We start from the raw sequence: 18,854 nt of genomic DNA on the forward strand, positions 1-18,854 counted from the left end.
CCTCATGAGTCGACGCCTCACCCGCGAATCCACACCGAACTGGCGCGACAGCTGACCCCTTTACCAAACACCATCGACAGGACAAAACGCTCTTTGACGGCTCAGCCAGCCGCGGCGTAACCTATCCGTCGCGGCGGACGGAGCAGAAGGAACGCCGGAGGCTGGGCCGTAGGCCGAGTCAAGGAGGCACGCAGTCGGCCTCGTCCGGGTGGACCGCGACCCGATCGCGAACGCGCCGCGCCAGCGACGCGTCCGAGGGGGCATGAAGCCGATTGACCCGATCCATCTCAGCGAGCCCGGCCTGCTCGTCCTGGACATCACCGGCACCGACGAGGCCACCCGTGCACGCCGCAGCGGCCGAGCTGGGGCGCTGGTGAGCCACCTCCGGCACGCCTGACATCCACCGCGTGCCGGGCGAGCCCGGGGTGACCGCACGGCTGTACGCCGATTTGCGACGCAGCGGCGAGGATCTCCTTTAGCCCGCCCCACTCCATGGAGCCACCGTCGCGAATAGGGGCGACGGCTGAGCCATTGGACCTGTGAGCCCCAACCCGTCCAATGAAATGCACTCTTCATCCTCGCCCTTCCCCCAGCTGCAGCGCGGGTATCAGGACGGCGGCCGCACCGCAGTCATGGCACGCCTCGACACCGGGCCGCAGCAAGGCATCGAGGGCGTCCTCCGTCCTGAGCTCCTCGCCGGACTCTTCGGCCAGGGGACAGTCACTCTCGTGGATGATCGCCCTGCCTCGGCGGCCGTGGACAGGGCGGATCACCCAGCCCCACTTGGTCGGCGCCGGGGGTTGCACCGGCACTTTGTGGGCGGGGATCGTGTCGTAGGCGACGCAGCGGTAGGGCTGGAGCACCTGGGCGGTGACCCAGGTGGTGAAGCCGACGGCCTCAACGCCGCCGTCGTACTGGTGGAGAGGCAGTATTCCGATGCTGCGCTATTCCTTCCTGCGGTCTGCCCTTGTGGGTCTGTTGGTCTTCGGCTGGGTGGACGGGTCACTGCACGGCGGCCGCCCGCCAAGGTGATCACCCTGGGTGACGGCCAGGCCTGGCAGTCCTCCCCGTTGTTCGCCTCCGGTCACTCCGAGATGATGTTTCAGATGGCGATGTTGTTGTGCCTGGTAGGCCCCCGCCGACGCGGATCGTCGGCGCACCCTCAGGAAGGGCCGGGGCCAGTACAAACGAGCCTGGAGGCCCCGCAATGGGCAGGTACCGTTTCCGGTCGTCAACGGTGAACTCGAGATCCAGGGACCAGCGCTGCGCTGGACCAGGCCGCTTGGCATCCAGGACGAGGCGCAATTCGATCGTGTCGCCGCGGCCGAGGTCCAGTTCCAGGCGCTCGTCCGTGCCAGCCTCCCCGAAACGGGTGGTGGCGCCGTTGGCACCCAGGGTGACGTCGAGCCACTGCCTTTCGTGGTCGCTGAAGTCGACGTAGTCCCGAGGGCATTCAGCACTGATCTGGGTACGCGTCACGGCCGGGGGGTGGCCGTGGGCGCGGGCGCGAACACCAGTGATCGTCAGGCTCTGGGTGCGTTCCGACACAAGGAAGAACCTGATCTGCAGGCCGGTCGGCGTTGCTCCCAGCCGGCGCAGCCACGTGCGTACCGCAGGCTGGCAGGCATCGCGAGCTGGAGGGATGCCTGCCTCCTCAACGGAGGTCGGCACCACCCATTGCCCGTTGGCCATCACAACCACATCACGTACCACCACCGCCGGGTCCGGTGCGCGGCGCGGCCACCGGTCCTGCGGCCACGTGCCGACAACCCATCCCAGGAGCGCACCCAGGACAGCCAGGGCGCCGATGAAGCAGACCGTGCGCATACGGTCCCTGCTGTCATGAGCGGTCATCGGGCACCCGCCTTCCTTCCTGCCAAGTGAAGACGGGCAGACCGCTGGAGTCGGTGATCTGGAACGGCTTTCCGTTGTCGTCGATCACCGTCGTGCCGGACACCTTTCCGTCGGTCCAGCGCAGCTCCACCTTCCACGCGCAATGGCACTTGCCGGGGTTCACGTCGATGAGCAGCGTGGCCGGGTCGGATGCAGTGGCTGTGTAGGGGAACCTCAGTTCGTCCTTGCGGAAGCCTTCCATGAAGTCGCCGACCGGCACCCAGTAGGGCGGCCTGGCAGCGAAATTGACGCGTCCCACGTGGTAAGTGGGGCTGTCGCCGCAGCCTCCGGCCAGGCTGATGTGGGTGCCGCGGATCGGTGGACGGCGCTCCACGACCCGGAAGCGGATGTCGTGGATGATGATCGCGCTCTCATCCCTGGCAAGGGCGCTGATGTAGAGGGTGACCGGCCCGGCGGGGGCGGCGCCGAAGGCGGGCGGGTCCTGGTCCCAGGTCTTACCGTCTTTGCGGATCCCCGTGCCGGGGATCGTGTTCATGATCGGTGCGGCGGGGGATTCCGGGTACACCCAGCCGGGAGCGTTGCAGCCGTCCCCGTCACCCTGCTGGACATGCACGCCGAGGATCGGCCCCTTCTCATCCTTGATGATGACCTCGCGGTTATCACCAGAGACGATACGGATCAGGGACTTCCCGGCGTCGGTGAAAGCATCCTTCATCAGGTCCGTCACGGCCCCGAGGACAGCCGCGAGAACCAGGCCCCACAGCCAGGCACTCACCCGCTTCCACGGCGGCGGCCGCGGGGCATTTCTCTCGGCCTGCTCGTCGGGAGCCGGCGTATTCGCGTTCATGGGCAACCGCCGAAAGCCGTCGGACCCCGCACGGGCCCATCCTGGGCCGTGCCCACGTGCCGGGCGACGTGGGCGCGGCCAAACGGGTGGTCACCGCTGTTGAGGGGACAGCCGCTCTCGACTCGCCACCGTGCCTGCAGGCTTCAATCAGGTAGCCGATGTGGATTGGTCGTCCTTGGTCTCGTGGGGTGTCGGTAGTGACAGTCGGCTGCCGTGAGGTGCCCTCATTTCACTGGTGAAGAGGTAGCTGCGCAATGTGCCGGGGGCGGCGCTGACGCGCGACGCGCGCATACTGTGCGCCGACGAACCGTTGGACAAAGCCACGTCTGAGCAGAGGCGCCCCTCCTACGGCTCCCATTCCGGATAGATGCGCTCACCGTTCTTCCAGAGCTTGCAATGGGGTGCCTGCTGGCCGCCAAATACGTTGTCTTCCTTGAGCTCTTCCCGTGCCGTGAGGTTCCGGGTCCGCCCGCTCGTCTCGTCGACATACCGCTCCACTGCCACCCCGTTGAGCAGCTCGTCGAGCTGCTTGAGTGTCAACCCCTTCGGCCAGCATGTGCGCGCGTTCACTTTCGTCCCCGAGAAGGAGGTCTCCCGGCCAGTGACAACCGCGTGGCTGAGGTTCGCGCTGTGGAGGGAGGCTCGACCCAGGTCGGCGTTCTCAAGGCTTGCGTCCTGCAGATTGGCTCCGACCAGGTTCGCTTCCCGCAGATCAGCCCCCGTGAAGTTTGCCCCGGTCAGGTCGGCGTCCTGAAATTTTACGCCACGCAGATCAGCGTTGGTGAAGTCAGCATTGCGTAGCGACTTCCCACTGAAATTGATGCCCTTGATATCGTGGCCGGCAACGGTCAAGCCGGGGATGCTGTCTGCGCTCTCGACGCTCGCCCGCCATGTCGCGTTCTCTTGGGACTCGCGGATCGACTCACTCAAGAACAAAGCGGACAGGCCCACGGCGATTCCGCACACCAGACCTCCCCCGACACCGGCGAGTACCTCAATCCTCGGCTCCGCCTCCGGTTCTCTGACGGCCATCCACCAGGCGCGAAAAGCTAGGAGACAGCCAAGTACAAGCAGCACGGAGACCAAGGCCCACTGCCATGGACCTGCATCGGGCATGGGAGCCTCCCCAGCACACATAAACGGAGAGAACTAGCGAGAGGACGCCCTTCTTCCTCTATACGCCTCACCAGGCGTGCCCGCAATGTGAGCACGAACTGGGCCATCGTGCGGCAAACGCGGTGGACCTGTATGAGCTGGCTCGGGACTCGAGCAGGGGGCCTCTCGAGGCCTTGACCAGTAGGCGAGGATGGTTTCTCACCCTGAGGGCAAAGCCCCAGCGCCGGCCAGTACTTCCTCCTTCTTGCTGATGAATACTGATGAAGGGGCAGTATTCGAGACCTGCGCAATTCGCCACAGCCGCAACGCTTCCTGCCCTGACGCGGCAGATGCCGCGCCTCCCCCACCCCACCGCTCACACCACTACAACGCCCCAGGATCCAACCGTTCCGTGCGACCGATGCCCTCCTGGGTTCCACAGATGATCAGCATGTGGGCATCGTGAAGTACAGGCAGGGCGAGAGCCCCTTTCTCGACGGCCACGGTCCGCAACGCCATCAAGGGTGCGGTCAAGCAACTAGTGTGATGCGCCGGAAATCTCAGGGTTAAATCTGTAGCCTGTTGCTATGTCTCCGGGTCCTCGTGCCGTTGAAGTCCGCCTGTCCGATGAGGAACGCGCGGAGTTGTCTCGTTGGGCGAATGGGGCGGTGGCGCTGCGGTTCGCGGAGCGGGCGCGCATCGTGCTGGCGTGTGCGGGCGGGGCGCCGAACGCACGGGTGGCGGTGGAGGTCGGCGTGACCGCCGCGACGGTGAGGAAATGGCGTGGGAAATTCGCCGCTGAGGGGATGGCCGGGCTCGAGGATGCCGCGCGCATCGGCCGGCCGAAGGCCAATCTGGTTCTGAGCGAGGCCGAACGGGACCAGCTGATCCGGTGGGCCAGGCGCGCGAAGACCGCCCAGTACCTGGCGCTTCGCGCGAGGATCGTGCTGCGTTGTGCGGAAGGCGGGACGAACAAGCAGGCCGCGGCCGAGCTTGGTGTCGACACCTCGACCGTGGATCGCTGGCGCGGTCGTTTCATCGCTGACCGTTTGGACGGTCTGGCCGATGAGCCCAGGCCGGGTCGGCCGTCCTCGATTCTCCTCGACCAGGTCGAGGACGTGATCGTGGCGACGCTGGAGTCCACTCCGGGCCGGGACACCCACTGGTCACGGGCCTCGATGGCCGCTCGCACGGGGCTGTCGAAATCGACGGTCGGCCGGATCTGGAAGCGGTTCGATCTCAAGCCGCACCTGCAGGATTCCTTCAAGCTGTCCACCGATCCGCAGTTCGTCGACAAGGTCGTCGACGTCGTTGGGCTCTACCACAATCCGCCGGAACGGGCAGTGGTGTTATGCGTGGATGAGAAGAGCCAGATCCAGGCTCTGGACCGCTCGCAGCCCGTGTTGCCGATGATGCCGGGCATGCCCGAGCGGCGCACCCACGACTACCTGCGACATGGCATCACCAGTCTCTTCGCCGCCTTCAACATCGCCGACGGCACCGTCATCAGCGAACTCCACCGCCGTCACCGCGCGAAGGAGTTCAAGAAGTTCCTGGTCACGATAGACAAGGCCGTGCCCCACGAGCTCGACGTGCACCTGGTCTGCGACAACTACGCCACCCACAACACCCCCGAGATCAAGACGTGGCTGGCCAAACACCCCCGCTTCCACGTCCACTTCACCCCCACAGGATCGTCCTGGATCAACCAGGTCGAGCGGTGGTTCGGTCTCCTCACCGACAAGCTCATCCGCCGCGGCGTCCACACCTCGGTGAAAGCCCTGGAAGACGACATCCGGGCCTGGATCGAGACCTGGAACGAGGACCCGAAACCCTTCACCTGGACGAAGAGCGCCGACGAGATCCTGAAGTCCCTCGCCGACTACCTCACCAAAATCACCCCATCAGCCACCAACAACCAGCCACAGACTTAACCCTGAGATTTCCGGCGCATCACACTAGCGCAGGGCGAAACTCGACCCATGCGTTCTCCGACAGTCGGAGGATCGCCGGGGACTTCTTCCCTCATGCCTCGCCGGACTCCTCAGGCGGTGAAGCCGACGGCTTCGACGCCCCCCGTTTAGGCGAATGCTTCTGACGGGCTGTGAGGTAGTGGGTCCAACTGTCGTTGGTTTCGGTCCCCCGGGGGTGAAGGTCATCGAGACGTGGAAGCGGACCGCCGGCAGCGGGGGTGTGCTCAGCATGGTGTCGTCTACCGGCCGTGGGTGGTCTCGAAAATCTCGACAGCCGTGGCTCCGGACTGCGCGAGTTCCTGCTGCCGCTGCTCGGCGGAGGTCCGGTCGTAGTGCACGGCCGAGGTCTTCTCCTGGCCGTCGAGGACCCATCTCACCTTGAAACTCACCATCGCCATCGCCGGACCTCCGTCACGCTGCTGAGCGGCCGCCGCGAGAGCACGGAGCCTGCCGTTTGATGCCAGCTTCTCAGCCACCACTGACAATCCCCCGGGCAGCGCCGGACCGGTGCCAGTCCAGGGTCACGCGCAGGACGGACGGCTGGCCGCCGAAGGCCGCAGCACCGCTCCACGGGCCCGGTGTACGGGCGGACCGGGTCAGCCCTCGGGAGCGCCCTCCGCATTCTTTACCGCTGTCACCAGGGCCTTTTCGACCTCGTAGCGGTTCTGCCCGGTCGCCTTCGCATGTTCGGTGACCGCGTCGTGCACCACTGCGGCGGCCTCCAGCCACGGCCGCCACGCCTCCGCGCTGTACGGGCCGGCCGTCGCCCGGGCCCGGACCTGATCAGCCGCACGCCGTAGCTGGATAAGTTCGTCGGTCAGTTCGATTGCCACCGCGAGATCCTAAGGGCCGGACCAGCCCGCCAGTACACGCCGCGCCCTGTCCTGTGCCAGGGCGCCTGGTACCTCTCTGCCGGTACTCAGCCGGCCGCCGCGGCCGGGCACGCCCTCAACCGGGGAACATCGTCGACCGTGACGTCCAGGCGCAGCCGTTTGAAGCGCACCGGGTGCCGGTAGACGCCGCCCCGGTCGACGGCTGTGTCGGCGCTGATCTCCGCGACCAGGTCCGGGTGGACCAGGGTCACGTCCAGGACGTCTCTGCTGCCCCATGCCGAGGTGAACCGCAGGCCCGTCCATGGGTGTCCGGGGTCGGCCGCGGTCAGGTTCCCGCCGACCAGGTGCGCCGCTTCGGGGCGCAGGGGGGTGGTGCGGCCGATGGGGCGGAGGTGGTTGTGGGGGTCGTGGCGGCCGAGGAGGAGGAGTTGGGGTCGGGTCAGGGTGCCGGTGATGGCGCCGATGATGGCTTCGGTGGTGTTGCGGCGGCGGAGTTTGTACCAGCCTCTGTAGCCGGTCCGGTAGGGCTGGTTCATGGCTTTGACGACGAGGCCCTCGACGCCGGACATATCGGTCCAGGACTCCAGCCATTCCTGCGCCTTGTCCAGGTGGGTCGTCATGGGACACAGCGTCCAGGGGGAGGACAGCTGATGCGTGGCGAAGAGGGTTTCCAGGCGGGCGCGGCGTTGCCTGTAGGGGTCGTTCAGCAGCTCGGTTCCGTCCTGCTGCAGGATGTCGAAGGCGATGAAATACGCGGGCAGGGACGTTGCGAGCCCGCGGGCGGTGCGGCTGCGGGCGGCGGCTCGGCGCTGCAGTGCTTCAAACGACAGCTGGCCCGCTTGCTGGTCCCAGACGACGAGTTCTCCGTCGAGGACCAGGCCGGCGGGCAGTTGCTGTGCGGCGGTGAGGAGACCGGGGAAGCGGTCCTGGATGAGCGTCCCGCGCCGGGTCTGCACCAGCAGCCGGCCGGCCGTCCCGGTGGGGGTGAACAGCAGTGCCCGGTAGCCGTCGAACTTCTGCTCAAATGCCAGCTCGCCCAGCACGCCAGAGCCTGGCACCGACTCGACGGCCTGCGCCAGCATCGGCTCCACCGGCGGTCGCAGCGTCACCCCCATAACCTTCTTTCGCGCTCACGTCCGGGATGAGGTCAGGGCTTTGGCGAGGTCGTCGCGGGTCATGTGGGAGCGGCCGGGGATGCCGGCGGCGGCGGCCTTCTTGTAGAGGTCGGCCTTCGTCAAGCCGCTCAGGTCTTCCTTGGGCGCGGAGCGGATGCGCTTCTTCGCTCCGGGTTTCTGCTTGGCGGTCTTGCCGGAGGTGGTGGCCTTGCCTCCGGTGGTCTTTGGGCTCCCGGCCCGCTCGACGCTGGCGCGCAGGGCTTCCATGAGGTCGACCGCGGCGGTCGGCTTCGCCGCCGGTTCGGCCTTCTCGACCGTCTCGCCGGCCCGCTTGGCCTCGATCACGGCGGCGACCTTCTCCTGGAAGGTGTCGTGGAACTCCCCCGGGTCCCAGCTCATGCTCAGGGCGTTGATGAGCTGCTCGGCCATCTTCAGCTCCTTGTCGGAGGCCTTCGTTGTGCCGGGCAGGTTGTCAATCTCCTTCTTCGGGTCTCTGATCTCATCCGCCCAGTGCAGGGGTGTGGAGGGTCAGGACGCCGTTCTCGGCTTTCACCGCCACCAGGTACTCGTGCTGGCGCATCACGAAGGTGGCGATGCCTGCCTTGCCTGCTCTGGCCAGGGCCTGTTCCAGGAGGCTGTAGACCTTGGTGTTCTCGGCGCCCCGCGGACCCAGGTAGTACGTCGTGTCGAAGAAGATCGGGTCCACCTCGTCCAGGTCGACGAACCCGGCGATGTCCAGCGACCGGGAGCGGCCCGGTGCGATCTCGTCCAGTTCATCGGGCTCGACCAGGACGTACTCCTCGCCGGTGTCGTAGCCCTTGACGATGTCGTCCAGCTCGACCTCGTCACCGGTCCGCTCGTTCACCCGGCGGTTGCGGACCCGGTCCGAGGTCCCGCGCTGAAGCTGATGGAAGTGGATGGTGTGGCTGTCGGTGGCCGTGTAGAGGCCTACCGGCAGGCTGACCAGCCCAAATGACAGATTCCCGGCCCAGACCGGACGAGCCACGGCCACCACCGCCTTACGTTTCCCTCGTACCTACAGCTTCAAGTCCTCGGGCACGTGATCGCATCCCTACTCCGGCGTAACGGATCGCGCTGTTCGAATTGCGTTCGATACCTTGGAAGGGAGAGATTCAGCCACATCGGCTGAAAACGGGCGGTGATCGGAGGTGGGCCATGGACTGCGGCGTCCACTTGCATGTCGCCAGCGGCTTCTCCGCCCGCTACGGCGCCTCTCATCCCCGTGACCTCGCGCAACGCGCGGCCGAGCGCGGAATCGGCACGCTCGCGCTGACCGACCGGACGACGCCTCCTTCTCGCCGACCACGTCGGGGCGTGCACACCGCACACCTGGTCAGAGGCCGTTCGCCCACGCGGTGGGCGTGGGTTTGAACCCACGATGACTCGCGCCACGACGGTATTACAGACCGCCCGACGGACTGAATCTTACGAGGCCATGATCATTCGCGCCAAAGCAGCTCCAGCCCAAAGCCGCTCCGCCGACCTACGTATCGCTCTAAAGGTCAGCGGTAGCTGTACACCCATCTCTCGATGGTGGGACGGATCCCAGACTCAGTCCTTACCTCAAGTATCCATAATAATATCTTGACCGTGATTTCCGCGATTGCTCACGTTATACCAATCGCCAAAGTCCGATGCGTCGTCTCGAATATGCCCGGACTCACGGGGAAGTGAGGTACGTGAGCGCAGTGCGTTCTGCAGGCGTTCGGGGAGTTCACTTGCCGCCCCGGCTCTTGGAGGCAAGACGATATGCAGGGTATCCGGGGTGTTCTCCCAGAATCTCAAAGTTACGCCCTCGAGGGGGTCCGACTTCACGGCCTTCGCTCGGTCCGAATGGGACCGGACTTCGCTGACCAAGTTGTCTGTATCGTTGAGGAGACGCCGTCGCATCTCGTCGCTACCCATCGACAATGCAGCCAGTTTCAACAGAAATTTACTATCATACCGAGGGTCCTGCCAAGACAAACCGTCGAACCAGTTCCGCAGCGCCAGCGCATCGTCGTCGTTCATAGCGTTATAACCGGGAGTCGACTCCGGATTTGCTCCCGCCGATCCGTTTTCATCGTCACCCTGACCGCTACCCATCAGCTGCCTCCTTGGTTTGCGGGGTCGATTTGGAGCAGGCCCTCACCAACGAGCCTACTCACAAGGTCGAGCTTTTCCTGAGTATTTAGCACCCCAGGGATCTCCTGCACTGCGAACTGGTGACGTTTTGCGATAAAGTCGAGTGCCGACTCCAAATGCGCTGGCCCGGCAACAAAGTTGGTTGCGAACTCAATTCGACTCTCACTGGACGTCGACCGCACTCTACAGAACAGGCTTGGAGTGCGAAATACCACCGACTCTGCATTCAAGCTTGGAATAGAATCCAGTGAGCGAAAATGCCCTGATCCGACCACTTTTGCTTCCTTGAACAGCTTGTCACCGAGACGCATTTTCACTCGTTCGGCGAGCGTTTCATTCCGAATAGCATCCGCGAAACTCCCGAAAACCTCTGAAATGCGCTCCGTTCCGAATGAGCCGTCGAGGAAGCCGGGCGGAAGTGCTCCTCTGAGCTTCGCATCGTCATCAGCCATCACGCCGAGGGCTTCAATCATGAAGTCGACCCAACAATAGGCGTGGATGCCAACCGTCAAGTGAAGAGACGAAGAATTAGACGTGGTTGCGTCATGGGGAAAACCGCGCGGCAGGTAAAGGACGTCACCCGGATTCAATGTGTAATCCGAATAATCGATAAGTTCAACAGGCCCTTGTTTCGCACCCGGGGGTTGAAGATCCTTCGGCGGTGTTCCTACACGCCAATGCTTGACACCATGCAGCTGCAGAATGAAGACGGCATGGGTGTCGACATGTGGGGCGAATCCCTGACCGCCCTGTGGTGTGAGATACAGGTTTGCGCCAACTTGATGATGGAGATCCCCTTCAAGGTTGCGGCTGAGGTTTGCAACGGCCGCAGACCTGTGATGAACTCCGTTGATGACGACGGAGTACCCCTCTTGGTAGGCGCGATAGATAGCCTGAATATCCGGGGTGCCATTGCCGTGCAGTTGGGTCCCCAGCTCGAAGGAACTCCCTCCTCGATCGCTGCGAATGATGCGCATATCGGCTCGAGTTCGAGCCTTCCCGCCGCACGTCGCGGTAATCAGCTCATCAACTGCATTCAATCCCGGTAGATTGACGAAATAATCAACATTATCTCTAGTGACTAGAAGAGGACGACTTTCCCAATTGCATTGAAAGAAGTCCGATGGAATGGCTGGATGCAAAAGCCAATCGAGGTTGAAGTGTCGCGATACAGACACGTCACGGACTGTCATGTGCAGAGGTTTACGGGCAGGTTGTACTGATTACAAGGACCCAGCAGTCCAACACGATGCAAATCCCCCTGACGGGTGACCGGCCCGCTCCGTGGGCCGGACTCCACCTCGCAGCGGAAGGTCAGCGCTTGCAGGAAAGCTGGTCGAGCTACGGGGTGGCGCAGCAGAAGAAGAAAGAAGCTGAAGCGAAGGTGCGGAGGCTTAGAAGTCATCTCATTTGGCGAGTCTGCGGTAGCAGATGAGGGTGCAGGCGATGCTGGTGAAGGCGAGGAAGTGTTCGGCCTTGCGTTCGTAGCGTCGGTGCAGGCGGCGACAGCCGGCGACAGCCGGCGAGCCAGGACATCGTGCGTTCGACCACCCATCGGTGTCGGCCCAGACGCTGCGAGGACTCGATGCCCTTGCGGGCGATGCGGTGCCTGATGCCGCGTCCGCGTAACCATTTCCGCAGGTGGGCGTAGTCGTAGCCCTTGTCGCAGTGGAGCTTGCCGGGTTTGCGCCGTCGGCGTCCGCGACGCGAGCGGATGGGCGGTATGCCGCGGACGAGGGGCTCGAGGGCCTGGCTGTCGTGCAGGTTCGCGCCCGAGATGCCGACCGACAGGGGCAGACCGGTTCGCTCCGTGATCAAGTGGATCTTCGACCCGAACTTGCCCCGGTCCACAGACATCCCACGCGGTTAACGCGTCAAGCGGCCTGGGCGGGAACCTCCAGTGGGCTCGGGTTGGGGAAGGCCTTCGACTCGTCGTAGGGCTGGTGGTGCTGGAGGCAGAAGAACAACATGCCCATGAACCGGTTGAAGAGGTTGCGTTGTGCGGCGGTGTGCCGGTCTCCGACCGCTCGGCGCCGGTCGTAGTGGGCTCTGGCGCCTGGTGACTTCGTTAATGACGAGAAGGCCCAGACGTAGCCCACGGCGGCCAGGCGCTGGTTCTTGACCTTTCGACTCAAGACCACACAGCTCTTGCCGCTGGCCCGGGTGACCGGTGCGCTTCCCGCGTACGCCTTCAGCGATCCGGCGTTTGCGAACCGGGACCGGTCGTCGCCGATCTCGGCCAGAACCCTGGCTCCGGATAAGGAGCCGAGGCCCGGGAAGCTGGTGATGACGGACGCGTCGGGATGGTCGTCGAAGGCTTCGGCGCAGGCGGTCTCGAGCTGGTCAGCGTTGCGGCAGGCCACGTCCAGCTGGCGCACGAGCGCGCTGGTCTGGTGGCCGAAGGCCACTTCGACCTGGGGAAGGTGGTGCATATAGTCGCGCCGGAAAACCTCGTGGAGCCTTTGGGCCTCGGCCTCAATGCCACGGACGCGGCCGGCGCGCTTGAGCAGGGCCCGCAGCTGGCGGAGTGTGAGCTGGGCAGCCACCTTCGGCGTCGGGGCGGCTGCCAGGATGGTGCGGGCCTCGATGGAGCACAGGCCGAACCGGTGCTCAGCGAAGGCCTCCAAGATCGCCGGGTAGAACTCGCGCAGCTGCGAGCGGAGTCTGTTTTGTGCCTGTCCCCGGTCCCAGACTGCGTCCTGCTGGGCTCGTGCAAGCACTGCGATGGCCTGGGCCAGTTCTGAGTCAGCGGGCAATGGCCGGTGCTCATCCATGTCGACCCGCAGGATGTTGGCCAGAGCCGCAGCGTCCACCGAACTTCCGGCGCGCGACACTGTGGCGGTCCCGGTAGCGGGCGACCGCGAGCGGGTTGATCGCATAGACCGGCCGTCCAGTGGCCCGCAGGCAGGCGACCAGCAGCCCGCGGGACGTCTCGATCGCGACGGGGATCCGATGGTCCTCGCGGTCGCCATGCTCAGCCAGCAGTGCGATGAGCTGTGTGAATCCGGCCGTGTCGTCGCTGATCCGCAGCTTGGCGAGCTGCTTTCCGCCAGCGTCGACGACGGCGATGTCGTGGTGGTCCTCGGCCCAGTCCACCCCGCAGAACACCGGTGTCGGTAACCCGGCCATGTCCATCTCTGCCTCCCTCAACCTGATGTCTTTATGCAGGTCAGAGCCTTAGCAGGGTGCGCGTGCTCCCTAATGGAAGTGCTCAAGGCACAACATCCCACTAGCCGTTCGCAACCCCAGCTGGCCGCGTGGCCCTCGGTCTTCGGCAGGGCTGGACGCCCATGACTTGGGAGAGGTGATCCACGCGGTCGGCTCAGGCCACGACCAGCGAACCGGAAACCGCTGATCAGGAAGGTGAGGAGTCCGGCAGTTGTACCTGGATGCGCAGGCTGTGGCTGGCGGGGCACAGACACGGATCGGTCTGTGGCAAGAGCTGACCACCCGGATAACAGGAAGACCTCGTGCCCGTGCCCCCTGAAACGGGACCTGCGGCCTGTCGAGAGAGCTCTTGGCTCCCGATTCGGATAGCAGTGCCCCGCTTCAAAGCCCATTAGGATTCGGACCCGTCAGGTCCCCCTTTTCAGGGCCCGCATGTTCACCGAGTCGATCACGCAACGCGACCAATCCAGCTCGCCGCGAGCGCCGAGCTCGTCGAGGACCAGGCGGTGGAGCTTGGCCCATACCCTGGCCTTGCTCCACTCGGAGAACCGCCGGTGAGCGGTCGCCCCCGACGGCCCGAACGACGCCGCCGGCAGTTGCTGCCATGTGCACCCCGACGTGGCCACGAACACGATCGCAGCGAGCAATTCCCGGTCACCGTGCCGTCGCCGGCCACCCCCCTGAGGCCGCGACGGCGCCTCTGGCACCACCCGCTGGAACAGCTCCCACAACTCATCCGGCACCAGCCGCTCAACAATCCCCACCACAATTGACAGCCTACCCAACCATCCAAATGAGATGGCTTCTTAGGAGGAAGAAGTGAGCTGCTGGGCGGCCTGCCTCTGACATCCATGGACGGCATCAACGCGGTGGACACTTGTCGCCGTGGGCCGGAACCGCTGGGCGCGCTCTGCGCGGGCACGGCGCAGAGCGGCGGCCTCGGTTGCCGCAGCGAGGCGGCGGCGCTGGGCACGGGCTTGCTCGATCGGGGCTGGCGCATCGTCCGGGACGGCGTCGGCCTCGGGGAACGCGCGACGGGACAGCTCCCGCATCGCGGCGGTCTGCCGCTCCACCGCCTCCGCGATGCCCGGGTCCACCCGGCGCGGCGGGGCGACCTCCTGGTGCGCGGCGAGCGCACGGCGGTGGCCCTCGCACGCCGTCTCCCGCGTCCTCACCGGGCCCACGGCGACGTCGGCCGGGGCCACCGCAGTGACGTCGGCCGGATCGGGCGCGGGCGCGGCGCCGGGCGGCAAGATCCGCAGGGAGCTCACGACGGGGCGGCCCGCCGCCTTGTTGGCGGCCGCGATGACCCGGGTCTGCTCCAGGCGCGCCTTCGTCGCCCACGCCGACGAATCCGGGCACACGGTGAGCCGGCCGGAGTCCGGGTCGAACGCCACGGCGGCGATGTGCCCGGCGAGGTCGGGGGCGATGGCTGCCCACCGCTCGCGCAGGGAAGCGCCGACGGCCGGGAGTTCCCAGGCCCGCTCGGTGACCAGTGTGCCGAGCGCGGCACCCAGGCCCATCGGCTCGCGTCCGTCGCGCCGTACCGTCGCGCCGGCCTGCGGCTTCTTCTTCGCCTTCTGGCCGCTGCCGTTCTTCCGAGCCGCCTCCATCGCGGCCCGCAACGCAATCCGGGCCAGATCGACTCCGGACACCTCGCTGCTGCTCACGCCTGCCCCCAGGTGGTGTAACCGAGGTCCAGGTGCCCGAGGTCGGCCAGGCGCTGCACCTGCTCGACGAACGCCCGGGTGAACAGGCGCTGCGCCGAGAGCTCGCCGTACCGGTCGATGTGGTCGAACACCAGCTGGTGGTAGGCGGCGGCGCGGTTGCGCCAGTCCAGGACCTGCTCCCGGGTGAGGCCTCGAGGACCAGGTCCTGGTCCTCCTCGGCGTCGGCGAACTCCGGCTCCGGAGCACGGTGCGGGCCGCGTTGAACTCCGACCGGCCGGCGCCTGTGTTCGAGCGGGCCCCGCGGGGGCATGTCGCGGACAGGTTCGGGCCCCAGATGCGGGCCCTGTTGCAGGAGTGGCCGACGATGCCGGCGCCGGTGATCGCCGAGCGGATCGGCTGGCCGTACTCGTCGGCGCCGCTTCGCAAGCGGCTGGCGCTGATCAGGCCGGAATACCTCGGGATCGACCCTGTCGACCGGGTCACCTATGAGCCCGGCGAGGTCGCCCAGTGCGATCTGTGGTTTCCGGAGAAGAAGGTCCAGGTCGGTGCCGGGCAGGAGCGGGTGCTGCCGGTGCTGGTCATGACCTTGGGTTTCTCCCGCTATTTGTCCGCGGTGATGATCCCCTCGAGGCAGGCCGGTGACATCCTTTCGGGAATGTGGCAGCTGATCCACGAGATCGGCCGGGTCCAAAAGACGCTGGTCTGGGACCGTGAGGCAGCGATCGGCGGCAACGGGAAACTCACCGCGCCGGCCGCGGCGTTCGCCGGAACTCTGGCCACCAGGGTCAAGCTGGCGCCGCCCCGCGACCCCGAATACAAGGGCATGGTCGAGCGGAGCAACGGCTACCTGGAGACCTCGTTCCTGCCGGGCCGGGAGTTCGCCTCCCCGGCGGACTTCAACCAGCAGCTGCAGGAGTGGCTGGTCAAGGCGAACTCCCGCACCGTCCGCTCGATTCAGGGCCGCCCGGCCGACCTGCTGGAGCGGGACTACCTGTCGATGACGCCGCTGCCGCCCCTCGAGCCGCCGACCGGCCTGAGCTCGAGGATCCGGCTCGCCCGGGACTACTACGTCCGGGTCGACACCAGCGACTACTCGGTCGACCCGCAGGTCATCGGCCGGTTCGTCGACGTCACCGCCTCCCTCGAGGAGGTCGTGGTGTTCTGCGACGGCCAGATTGTCGCCCGGCACGAACGGTCCTGGGCCAAGCCGGCCGTGGTCACCGATCCCGCCCATGCCGCCACGGCCAAGCGGATGCGCCAGGCCCTGGCAGAAGACCGGCAACGACGCCAGACCTCAACCCGCCGGCACCCCGACGGCCACGCCGTCGCCCTTCGGGCCCTGCCCGACTACGACGCCCTGTTCGGCGTCGACTTCGACCAGCCGTCAACGAAAGCAGAGTGACACGTGAGCTCCACCGCCCTGACCACGGCGACGAAGGACGGCCTGCCGTCCATGATCGCCTACCTCACCCGGGTCCTGAAGACGCCCACCATCGGCGCCTGCTGGGAGGACCTGGCAGCCCAGGCCCGTGATGAGAACTGGTCCCACGAGGAATACCTGGCGGCTCTGCTGCAGCGGCAGGTCGCCGACCGCGAGTCCAAGGGCACCGTGATGCGGATTCGCACCGCCCACTTTCCGCAGGTCAAGACACTCGAGGACTTCAACCTCGACCACCTGCCCTCGATGCGCCGGGACGTCCTCGCGCACCTGGCGACCGGGACGTTCGTCTCGAAGGCGGAGAACGTGGTCCTGCTCGGCCCGCCCGGGATCGGCAAGACCCACCTCGCCATCGGCCTCGGGGTCAAGGCCGCCCACGCCGGCCACTCGGTCCTGTTCGACACCGCGAGCAACTGGATCACCCGACTCGCCACCGCCCACCAGGCCGGCCACCTCGAGGCCGAGCTGAAGAAGATCCGCCGCTACCGACTGATCATTATCGATGAGGTCGGCTGTGCGCCACGAGGCGCTGATGGATCTCGCGGGATGAGAGGCCCGCCGCCAGTCCTCGCAGGGACTGGTTGAAGCTGGAGGCAGGTGGCAGACGATATACGACCGGCATCGCCGCTGGTCGGCGGACGGCACATGGGAAGTGCTCCTGCGAGCCGTGCAAGCCGATGCCGATGCGCAGCGGCGAATCGACTGGTCAATGGTGAGCGTGGACTCGACGATCTGCAGGGCCCACCAACACGCTGCGGGTGCCCGTCACCGGGCCCCGACGGTACCGGGCAGACGAGCCCGGCCAGCCCACCACCGGGACGATGAAGGTCTTGGCCGCTCCCGCGGCGGCCTGACCACAAAGATCCACGTGGTGGGTGAGGGCGGCCTGCGGCCCCTGGCCCTACTGATCACACCCGGACAATGGGGCGACGCGCCTCAGATGATGCCGGTCCTGGAGCGCATCCGCGTTCCGCGGCCGAAGGGCGGGCACCCGCGCACCCGCCCGGACCACCTCAGCGGCGATCGTGCCTACAGCTCTCGGCGCAACCGCCGTTACCTGCGGCGCCGACAGATCAAGCACACCATCCCTGAGCCGGGGAATCAGCAGGCCAATCGCTTGTGCCGTGGGAGCCGAGGCGGCCGGCCCACCAGCTTCGAGAAGGCCCGCTACGTTCGCAGGAACGAAGTGGAGCGGCTGATCGGAAAGTTGAAGATCAACCGGGCGGTTGCCACGAGGTTCGACAAGCGGGCCTATGTCTTCTACGGCACTGTGACCGTTGCGGCCATACGCCTGTGGCTTCGTGCATGACCCGTCAGATGGAACCTAACCGGCCCCTTGTCTGCCTCCCCGGGTGCCCGGGGAGGCAGACCCGCCGCCTACGGGGTGATGATCACCTGGTACCACTCACTGTCGAGGATGCGGTCGGCCTGCACCGCCCGCCCCAGCTCGCCACCCGCAGCGGTGTTGTCTTTATTGTCGACATGGGCCCGGATGCAGGGTGCGTTGGGCGGGGTGCCCCGGTCGACGGTGACACCCGCGACGTCCCATACACCGCCGATCTGGCGCGGGGTGATGTCAATACACTGCTCACCGTCATTCCCGCCCTGCCAGGACCTGGCGAAGGGGTATTCGTCACAGGAATCGTTGGGGACACCGGTGGCACCCCGGGGGAAGGCATACGGCCCACGGTCACAAGTCTTGGCACGCCTCTTTTTGGCGTCCGGGTCAAGAGGGTCGACAAACCGCGACAGCAGGTGGTCGGCGTCGCCGAATCTGCCCGTGAGGTTCTTCTGCGCCCACTCGTAGGCGACGGCCGCCCCCCGGTATTTCGACTTCGAGAAGGTCACATTGGGCGTGTGCCCCATGACGATGCAGCCGGGGATGGGACTGGTGTCGCCGATCGTCGCGTCACAGCGCACGGTGGGGCCGTCGAAGATCGCGCTGTCATACCCGGGAACGCCGGTGGCGCCGAGGGCGGCGCCGTCCACAAAGTAGGTGACATTGATGTGGGAGATGTCCGTCTTGGCGGCGACACTGGACCTGTACGTGATGGTGCCCTGCACAATGTCACCCCCCTTTTCCACGACCGCGTGCGCGCCGCCCCAGGCCGGCCCCGCCGTGCTGCACATGCCGCTGCACGTGGCATTCACGGCCACATCCACGGCGGACACGTTGTCGTCCATGTCGCCGGGGACAGCGATGATGTTCTCGGTCCACTGCCCCGTGTAGGAGTCGAGCGTGCCCACGGCATCGACCACGATGTGGGCTTCGCCGATCTTCACGTTCTTGTCGTTGAGGAGAGTGTATTTGAGGGGCATCCGTGTGCAGTAGGCGTGCCGGTTGGAGACGACACGTTTACTGGAGTGTTCGAGGCAGAGCTTGAGCGCCTCCCCCGGATCGGAGGGGGCGAAGGAGGGGGCGGGGGCGAAGTCGGCGACGGGGTCCGCCTCGACACAGGTCCACGCCGCGCCTTGGCTGCGCGCGGCGGATCCGTCGGCCGCGGCCGTGCAGTGGCCCTGGGGGGGCACCCAGCTCGCGGGGGAGGCTGTGGCCGGTGAGGTTCCCAGGGCACACAGGGCTGCGGTGAGAACGAGCGAGGCTATCGCCGCCAGGCCGCGTCTGACGTGTTTCAACAGGTGGTCCCTTCCGTCGGTGGCCCCTTTGCGGGCACACCGAAAATATGGAACCGGTCAACTCCCTTTCATACCAACCGAG

17 protein-coding genes and 6 pseudogenes are annotated in these 18,854 nt (G+C 66.1%); 6 read left to right on the top strand and 17 right to left on the bottom strand.

What is annotated here, in order from left to right; genetic code table 11:
• Positions 1-262: 262 nt before the first annotated feature.
• Entirely contained in the window at positions 263-397 is a 135-nt protein-coding gene (locus tag ACGFYQ_RS40375) for a DUF6207 family protein (RefSeq protein ID WP_393752111.1), read from the top strand.
• A gap of 175 nt (positions 398-572) precedes the next feature.
• Here ACGFYQ_RS40375 and ACGFYQ_RS40380 read toward each other — a convergent pair whose 3' ends face one another.
• The 4 genes from ACGFYQ_RS40380 to ACGFYQ_RS40395 all read right to left on the bottom strand — a co-directional run bounded on the left by ACGFYQ_RS40380 (position 573) and on the right by ACGFYQ_RS40395 (position 3,817).
• On the bottom strand, positions 573-863 hold the full coding sequence (locus tag ACGFYQ_RS40380) for a DUF6233 domain-containing protein (protein WP_393752113.1): 291 nt from the start codon (positions 861-863) through the stop codon (positions 573-575).
• A gap of 169 nt (positions 864-1,032) precedes the next feature.
• A complete protein-coding gene (locus tag ACGFYQ_RS40385; RefSeq protein WP_393752115.1) occupies positions 1,033-1,854 on the bottom strand; it encodes a hypothetical protein in 822 nt (273 codons plus the stop codon).
• Positions 1,841-2,701, bottom strand: a complete 861-nt coding sequence (locus ACGFYQ_RS40390) for a hypothetical protein (protein ID WP_393752117.1) — start codon at positions 2,699-2,701, stop codon at positions 1,841-1,843. Before ACGFYQ_RS40390 ends, ACGFYQ_RS40385 begins: the two co-directional genes overlap by 14 nt.
• Before the next feature lie 345 nt (positions 2,702-3,046).
• Positions 3,047-3,817 (bottom strand): pentapeptide repeat-containing protein, encoded by a 771-nt coding sequence (locus tag ACGFYQ_RS40395; protein WP_393752119.1) that lies wholly within the window; start codon positions 3,815-3,817, stop codon positions 3,047-3,049.
• Between the two features lie 566 nt (positions 3,818-4,383).
• On the opposite strand from ACGFYQ_RS40395, the gene ACGFYQ_RS40400 reads away from it, so the two are divergent.
• On the top strand, positions 4,384-5,730 hold the full coding sequence (locus tag ACGFYQ_RS40400) for an IS630 family transposase (RefSeq protein ID WP_393752121.1): 1,347 nt from the start codon (positions 4,384-4,386) through the stop codon (positions 5,728-5,730).
• 278 nt (positions 5,731-6,008) lie between these two features.
• Here ACGFYQ_RS40400 and ACGFYQ_RS40405 read toward each other — a convergent pair whose 3' ends face one another.
• The 5 genes from ACGFYQ_RS40405 to ACGFYQ_RS40425 all read right to left on the bottom strand — a co-directional run bounded on the left by ACGFYQ_RS40405 (position 6,009) and on the right by ACGFYQ_RS40425 (position 8,723).
• Positions 6,009-6,167, bottom strand: coding sequence for a hypothetical protein (locus tag ACGFYQ_RS40405; protein ID WP_393752123.1), 159 nt, complete (start codon positions 6,165-6,167; stop codon positions 6,009-6,011).
• Between the two features lie 198 nt (positions 6,168-6,365).
• Positions 6,366-6,602 (bottom strand): hypothetical protein, encoded by a 237-nt coding sequence (locus ACGFYQ_RS40410; protein WP_393752125.1) that lies wholly within the window; start codon positions 6,600-6,602, stop codon positions 6,366-6,368.
• An 86-nt stretch (positions 6,603-6,688) separates the two neighbouring features.
• Positions 6,689-7,711, bottom strand: coding sequence for an RNA ligase family protein (locus ACGFYQ_RS40415; RefSeq protein ID WP_393752127.1), 1,023 nt, complete (start codon positions 7,709-7,711; stop codon positions 6,689-6,691).
• A gap of 21 nt (positions 7,712-7,732) precedes the next feature.
• Positions 7,733-8,146 (bottom strand): hypothetical protein, encoded by a 414-nt coding sequence (locus ACGFYQ_RS40420; protein ID WP_393752129.1) that lies wholly within the window; start codon positions 8,144-8,146, stop codon positions 7,733-7,735.
• 70 nt (positions 8,147-8,216) lie between these two features.
• Positions 8,217-8,723: a Ku protein gene (locus ACGFYQ_RS40425; RefSeq protein WP_393752131.1), complete on the bottom strand. Its 507-nt coding sequence runs from the start codon at positions 8,721-8,723 to the stop codon at positions 8,217-8,219.
• A 170-nt stretch (positions 8,724-8,893) separates the two neighbouring features.
• Here ACGFYQ_RS40425 and ACGFYQ_RS40430 point away from each other — a divergent pair.
• A pseudogene (locus ACGFYQ_RS40430) lies at positions 8,894-9,025 on the top strand (PHP domain-containing protein); the annotation flags it as partial.
• 276 nt (positions 9,026-9,301) lie between these two features.
• Here ACGFYQ_RS40430 and ACGFYQ_RS40435 read toward each other — a convergent pair.
• The 7 genes and pseudogenes from ACGFYQ_RS40435 to ACGFYQ_RS40465 all read right to left on the bottom strand — a co-directional run bounded on the left by ACGFYQ_RS40435 (position 9,302) and on the right by ACGFYQ_RS40465 (position 14,831).
• A complete protein-coding gene (locus ACGFYQ_RS40435) occupies positions 9,302-9,823 on the bottom strand; it encodes a hypothetical protein (RefSeq protein ID WP_393752133.1) in 522 nt (173 codons plus the stop codon).
• Positions 9,823-11,055, bottom strand: coding sequence for a cupin domain-containing protein (locus ACGFYQ_RS40440; RefSeq protein ID WP_393752135.1), 1,233 nt, complete (start codon positions 11,053-11,055; stop codon positions 9,823-9,825). Before ACGFYQ_RS40440 ends, ACGFYQ_RS40435 begins: the two co-directional genes overlap by 1 nt.
• A 213-nt stretch (positions 11,056-11,268) precedes the next feature.
• A pseudogene (locus ACGFYQ_RS40445) lies at positions 11,269-11,710 on the bottom strand (IS5 family transposase); the annotation flags it as partial.
• Between the two features lie 26 nt (positions 11,711-11,736).
• Positions 11,737-12,991, bottom strand: a pseudogene (locus ACGFYQ_RS40450) (IS110 family transposase).
• 432 nt (positions 12,992-13,423) lie between these two features.
• Positions 13,424-13,800, bottom strand: a pseudogene (locus ACGFYQ_RS40455) (transposase); the annotation flags it as partial.
• Positions 13,801-13,836: 36 nt separating this feature from the next.
• Positions 13,837-14,700: a DUF721 domain-containing protein gene (locus ACGFYQ_RS40460; RefSeq protein WP_393752137.1), complete on the bottom strand. Its 864-nt coding sequence runs from the start codon at positions 14,698-14,700 to the stop codon at positions 13,837-13,839.
• Entirely contained in the window at positions 14,697-14,831 is a 135-nt protein-coding gene (locus ACGFYQ_RS40465; RefSeq protein WP_393752139.1) for a hypothetical protein, read from the bottom strand. Before ACGFYQ_RS40465 ends, ACGFYQ_RS40460 begins: the two co-directional genes overlap by 4 nt.
• Before the next feature lie 107 nt (positions 14,832-14,938).
• Between ACGFYQ_RS40465 and ACGFYQ_RS40470 the strand changes: the two are divergent.
• The 3 genes and pseudogenes from ACGFYQ_RS40470 to ACGFYQ_RS40480 form a co-directional block, all read left to right on the top strand.
• Positions 14,939-16,102, top strand: a pseudogene (locus ACGFYQ_RS40470) (transposase); the annotation flags it as partial.
• Between the two features lie 3 nt (positions 16,103-16,105).
• Entirely contained in the window at positions 16,106-16,723 is a 618-nt protein-coding gene (locus ACGFYQ_RS40475) for an ATP-binding protein (protein ID WP_393752141.1), read from the top strand.
• Positions 16,724-16,730: 7 nt separating this feature from the next.
• Positions 16,731-17,447, top strand: a pseudogene (locus ACGFYQ_RS40480) (IS5 family transposase); the annotation flags it as partial.
• A gap of 68 nt (positions 17,448-17,515) precedes the next feature.
• Here the strand turns inward: ACGFYQ_RS40480 and ACGFYQ_RS40485 are convergent.
• Complete coding sequence (locus tag ACGFYQ_RS40485; protein WP_393752143.1) at positions 17,516-18,772, bottom strand: hypothetical protein; 1,257 nt, start codon at positions 18,770-18,772, stop codon at positions 17,516-17,518.
• Positions 18,773-18,854: the final 82 nt, after the last annotated feature.

Source organism: Streptomyces sp. NPDC048258, assembly GCF_043201995.1.
Taxonomy (GTDB): Bacteria; Actinomycetota; Actinomycetes; order Streptomycetales; family Streptomycetaceae; genus Streptomyces.

Excerpts from the sequence above, each read along its gene's own strand:
- ACGFYQ_RS40385 (WP_393752115.1), bottom strand. The coding sequence starts at position 1,854 with ATGACCGCTCATGACAGCAGGGACCGTATGCGCACGGTCTGCTTCATC.
- ACGFYQ_RS40400 (WP_393752121.1), top strand. The coding sequence starts at position 4,384 with ATGTCTCCGGGTCCTCGTGCCGTTGAAGTCCGCCTGTCCGATGAGGAA.
- ACGFYQ_RS40405 (WP_393752123.1), bottom strand. The coding sequence starts at position 6,167 with ATGGCGATGGTGAGTTTCAAGGTGAGATGGGTCCTCGACGGCCAGGAG.
- ACGFYQ_RS40435 (WP_393752133.1), bottom strand. The coding sequence starts at position 9,823 with ATGGGTAGCGGTCAGGGTGACGATGAAAACGGATCGGCGGGAGCAAAT.
- ACGFYQ_RS40395 (WP_393752119.1), bottom strand. The coding sequence starts at position 3,817 with ATGCCCGATGCAGGTCCATGGCAGTGGGCCTTGGTCTCCGTGCTGCTT.
- ACGFYQ_RS40420 (WP_393752129.1), bottom strand. The coding sequence starts at position 8,146 with ATGGCCGAGCAGCTCATCAACGCCCTGAGCATGAGCTGGGACCCGGGG.
- ACGFYQ_RS40375 (WP_393752111.1), top strand. The coding sequence starts at position 263 with ATGAAGCCGATTGACCCGATCCATCTCAGCGAGCCCGGCCTGCTCGTC.
- ACGFYQ_RS40390 (WP_393752117.1), bottom strand. The coding sequence starts at position 2,701 with ATGAACGCGAATACGCCGGCTCCCGACGAGCAGGCCGAGAGAAATGCC.
- ACGFYQ_RS40440 (WP_393752135.1), bottom strand. The coding sequence starts at position 11,055 with ATGACAGTCCGTGACGTGTCTGTATCGCGACACTTCAACCTCGATTGG.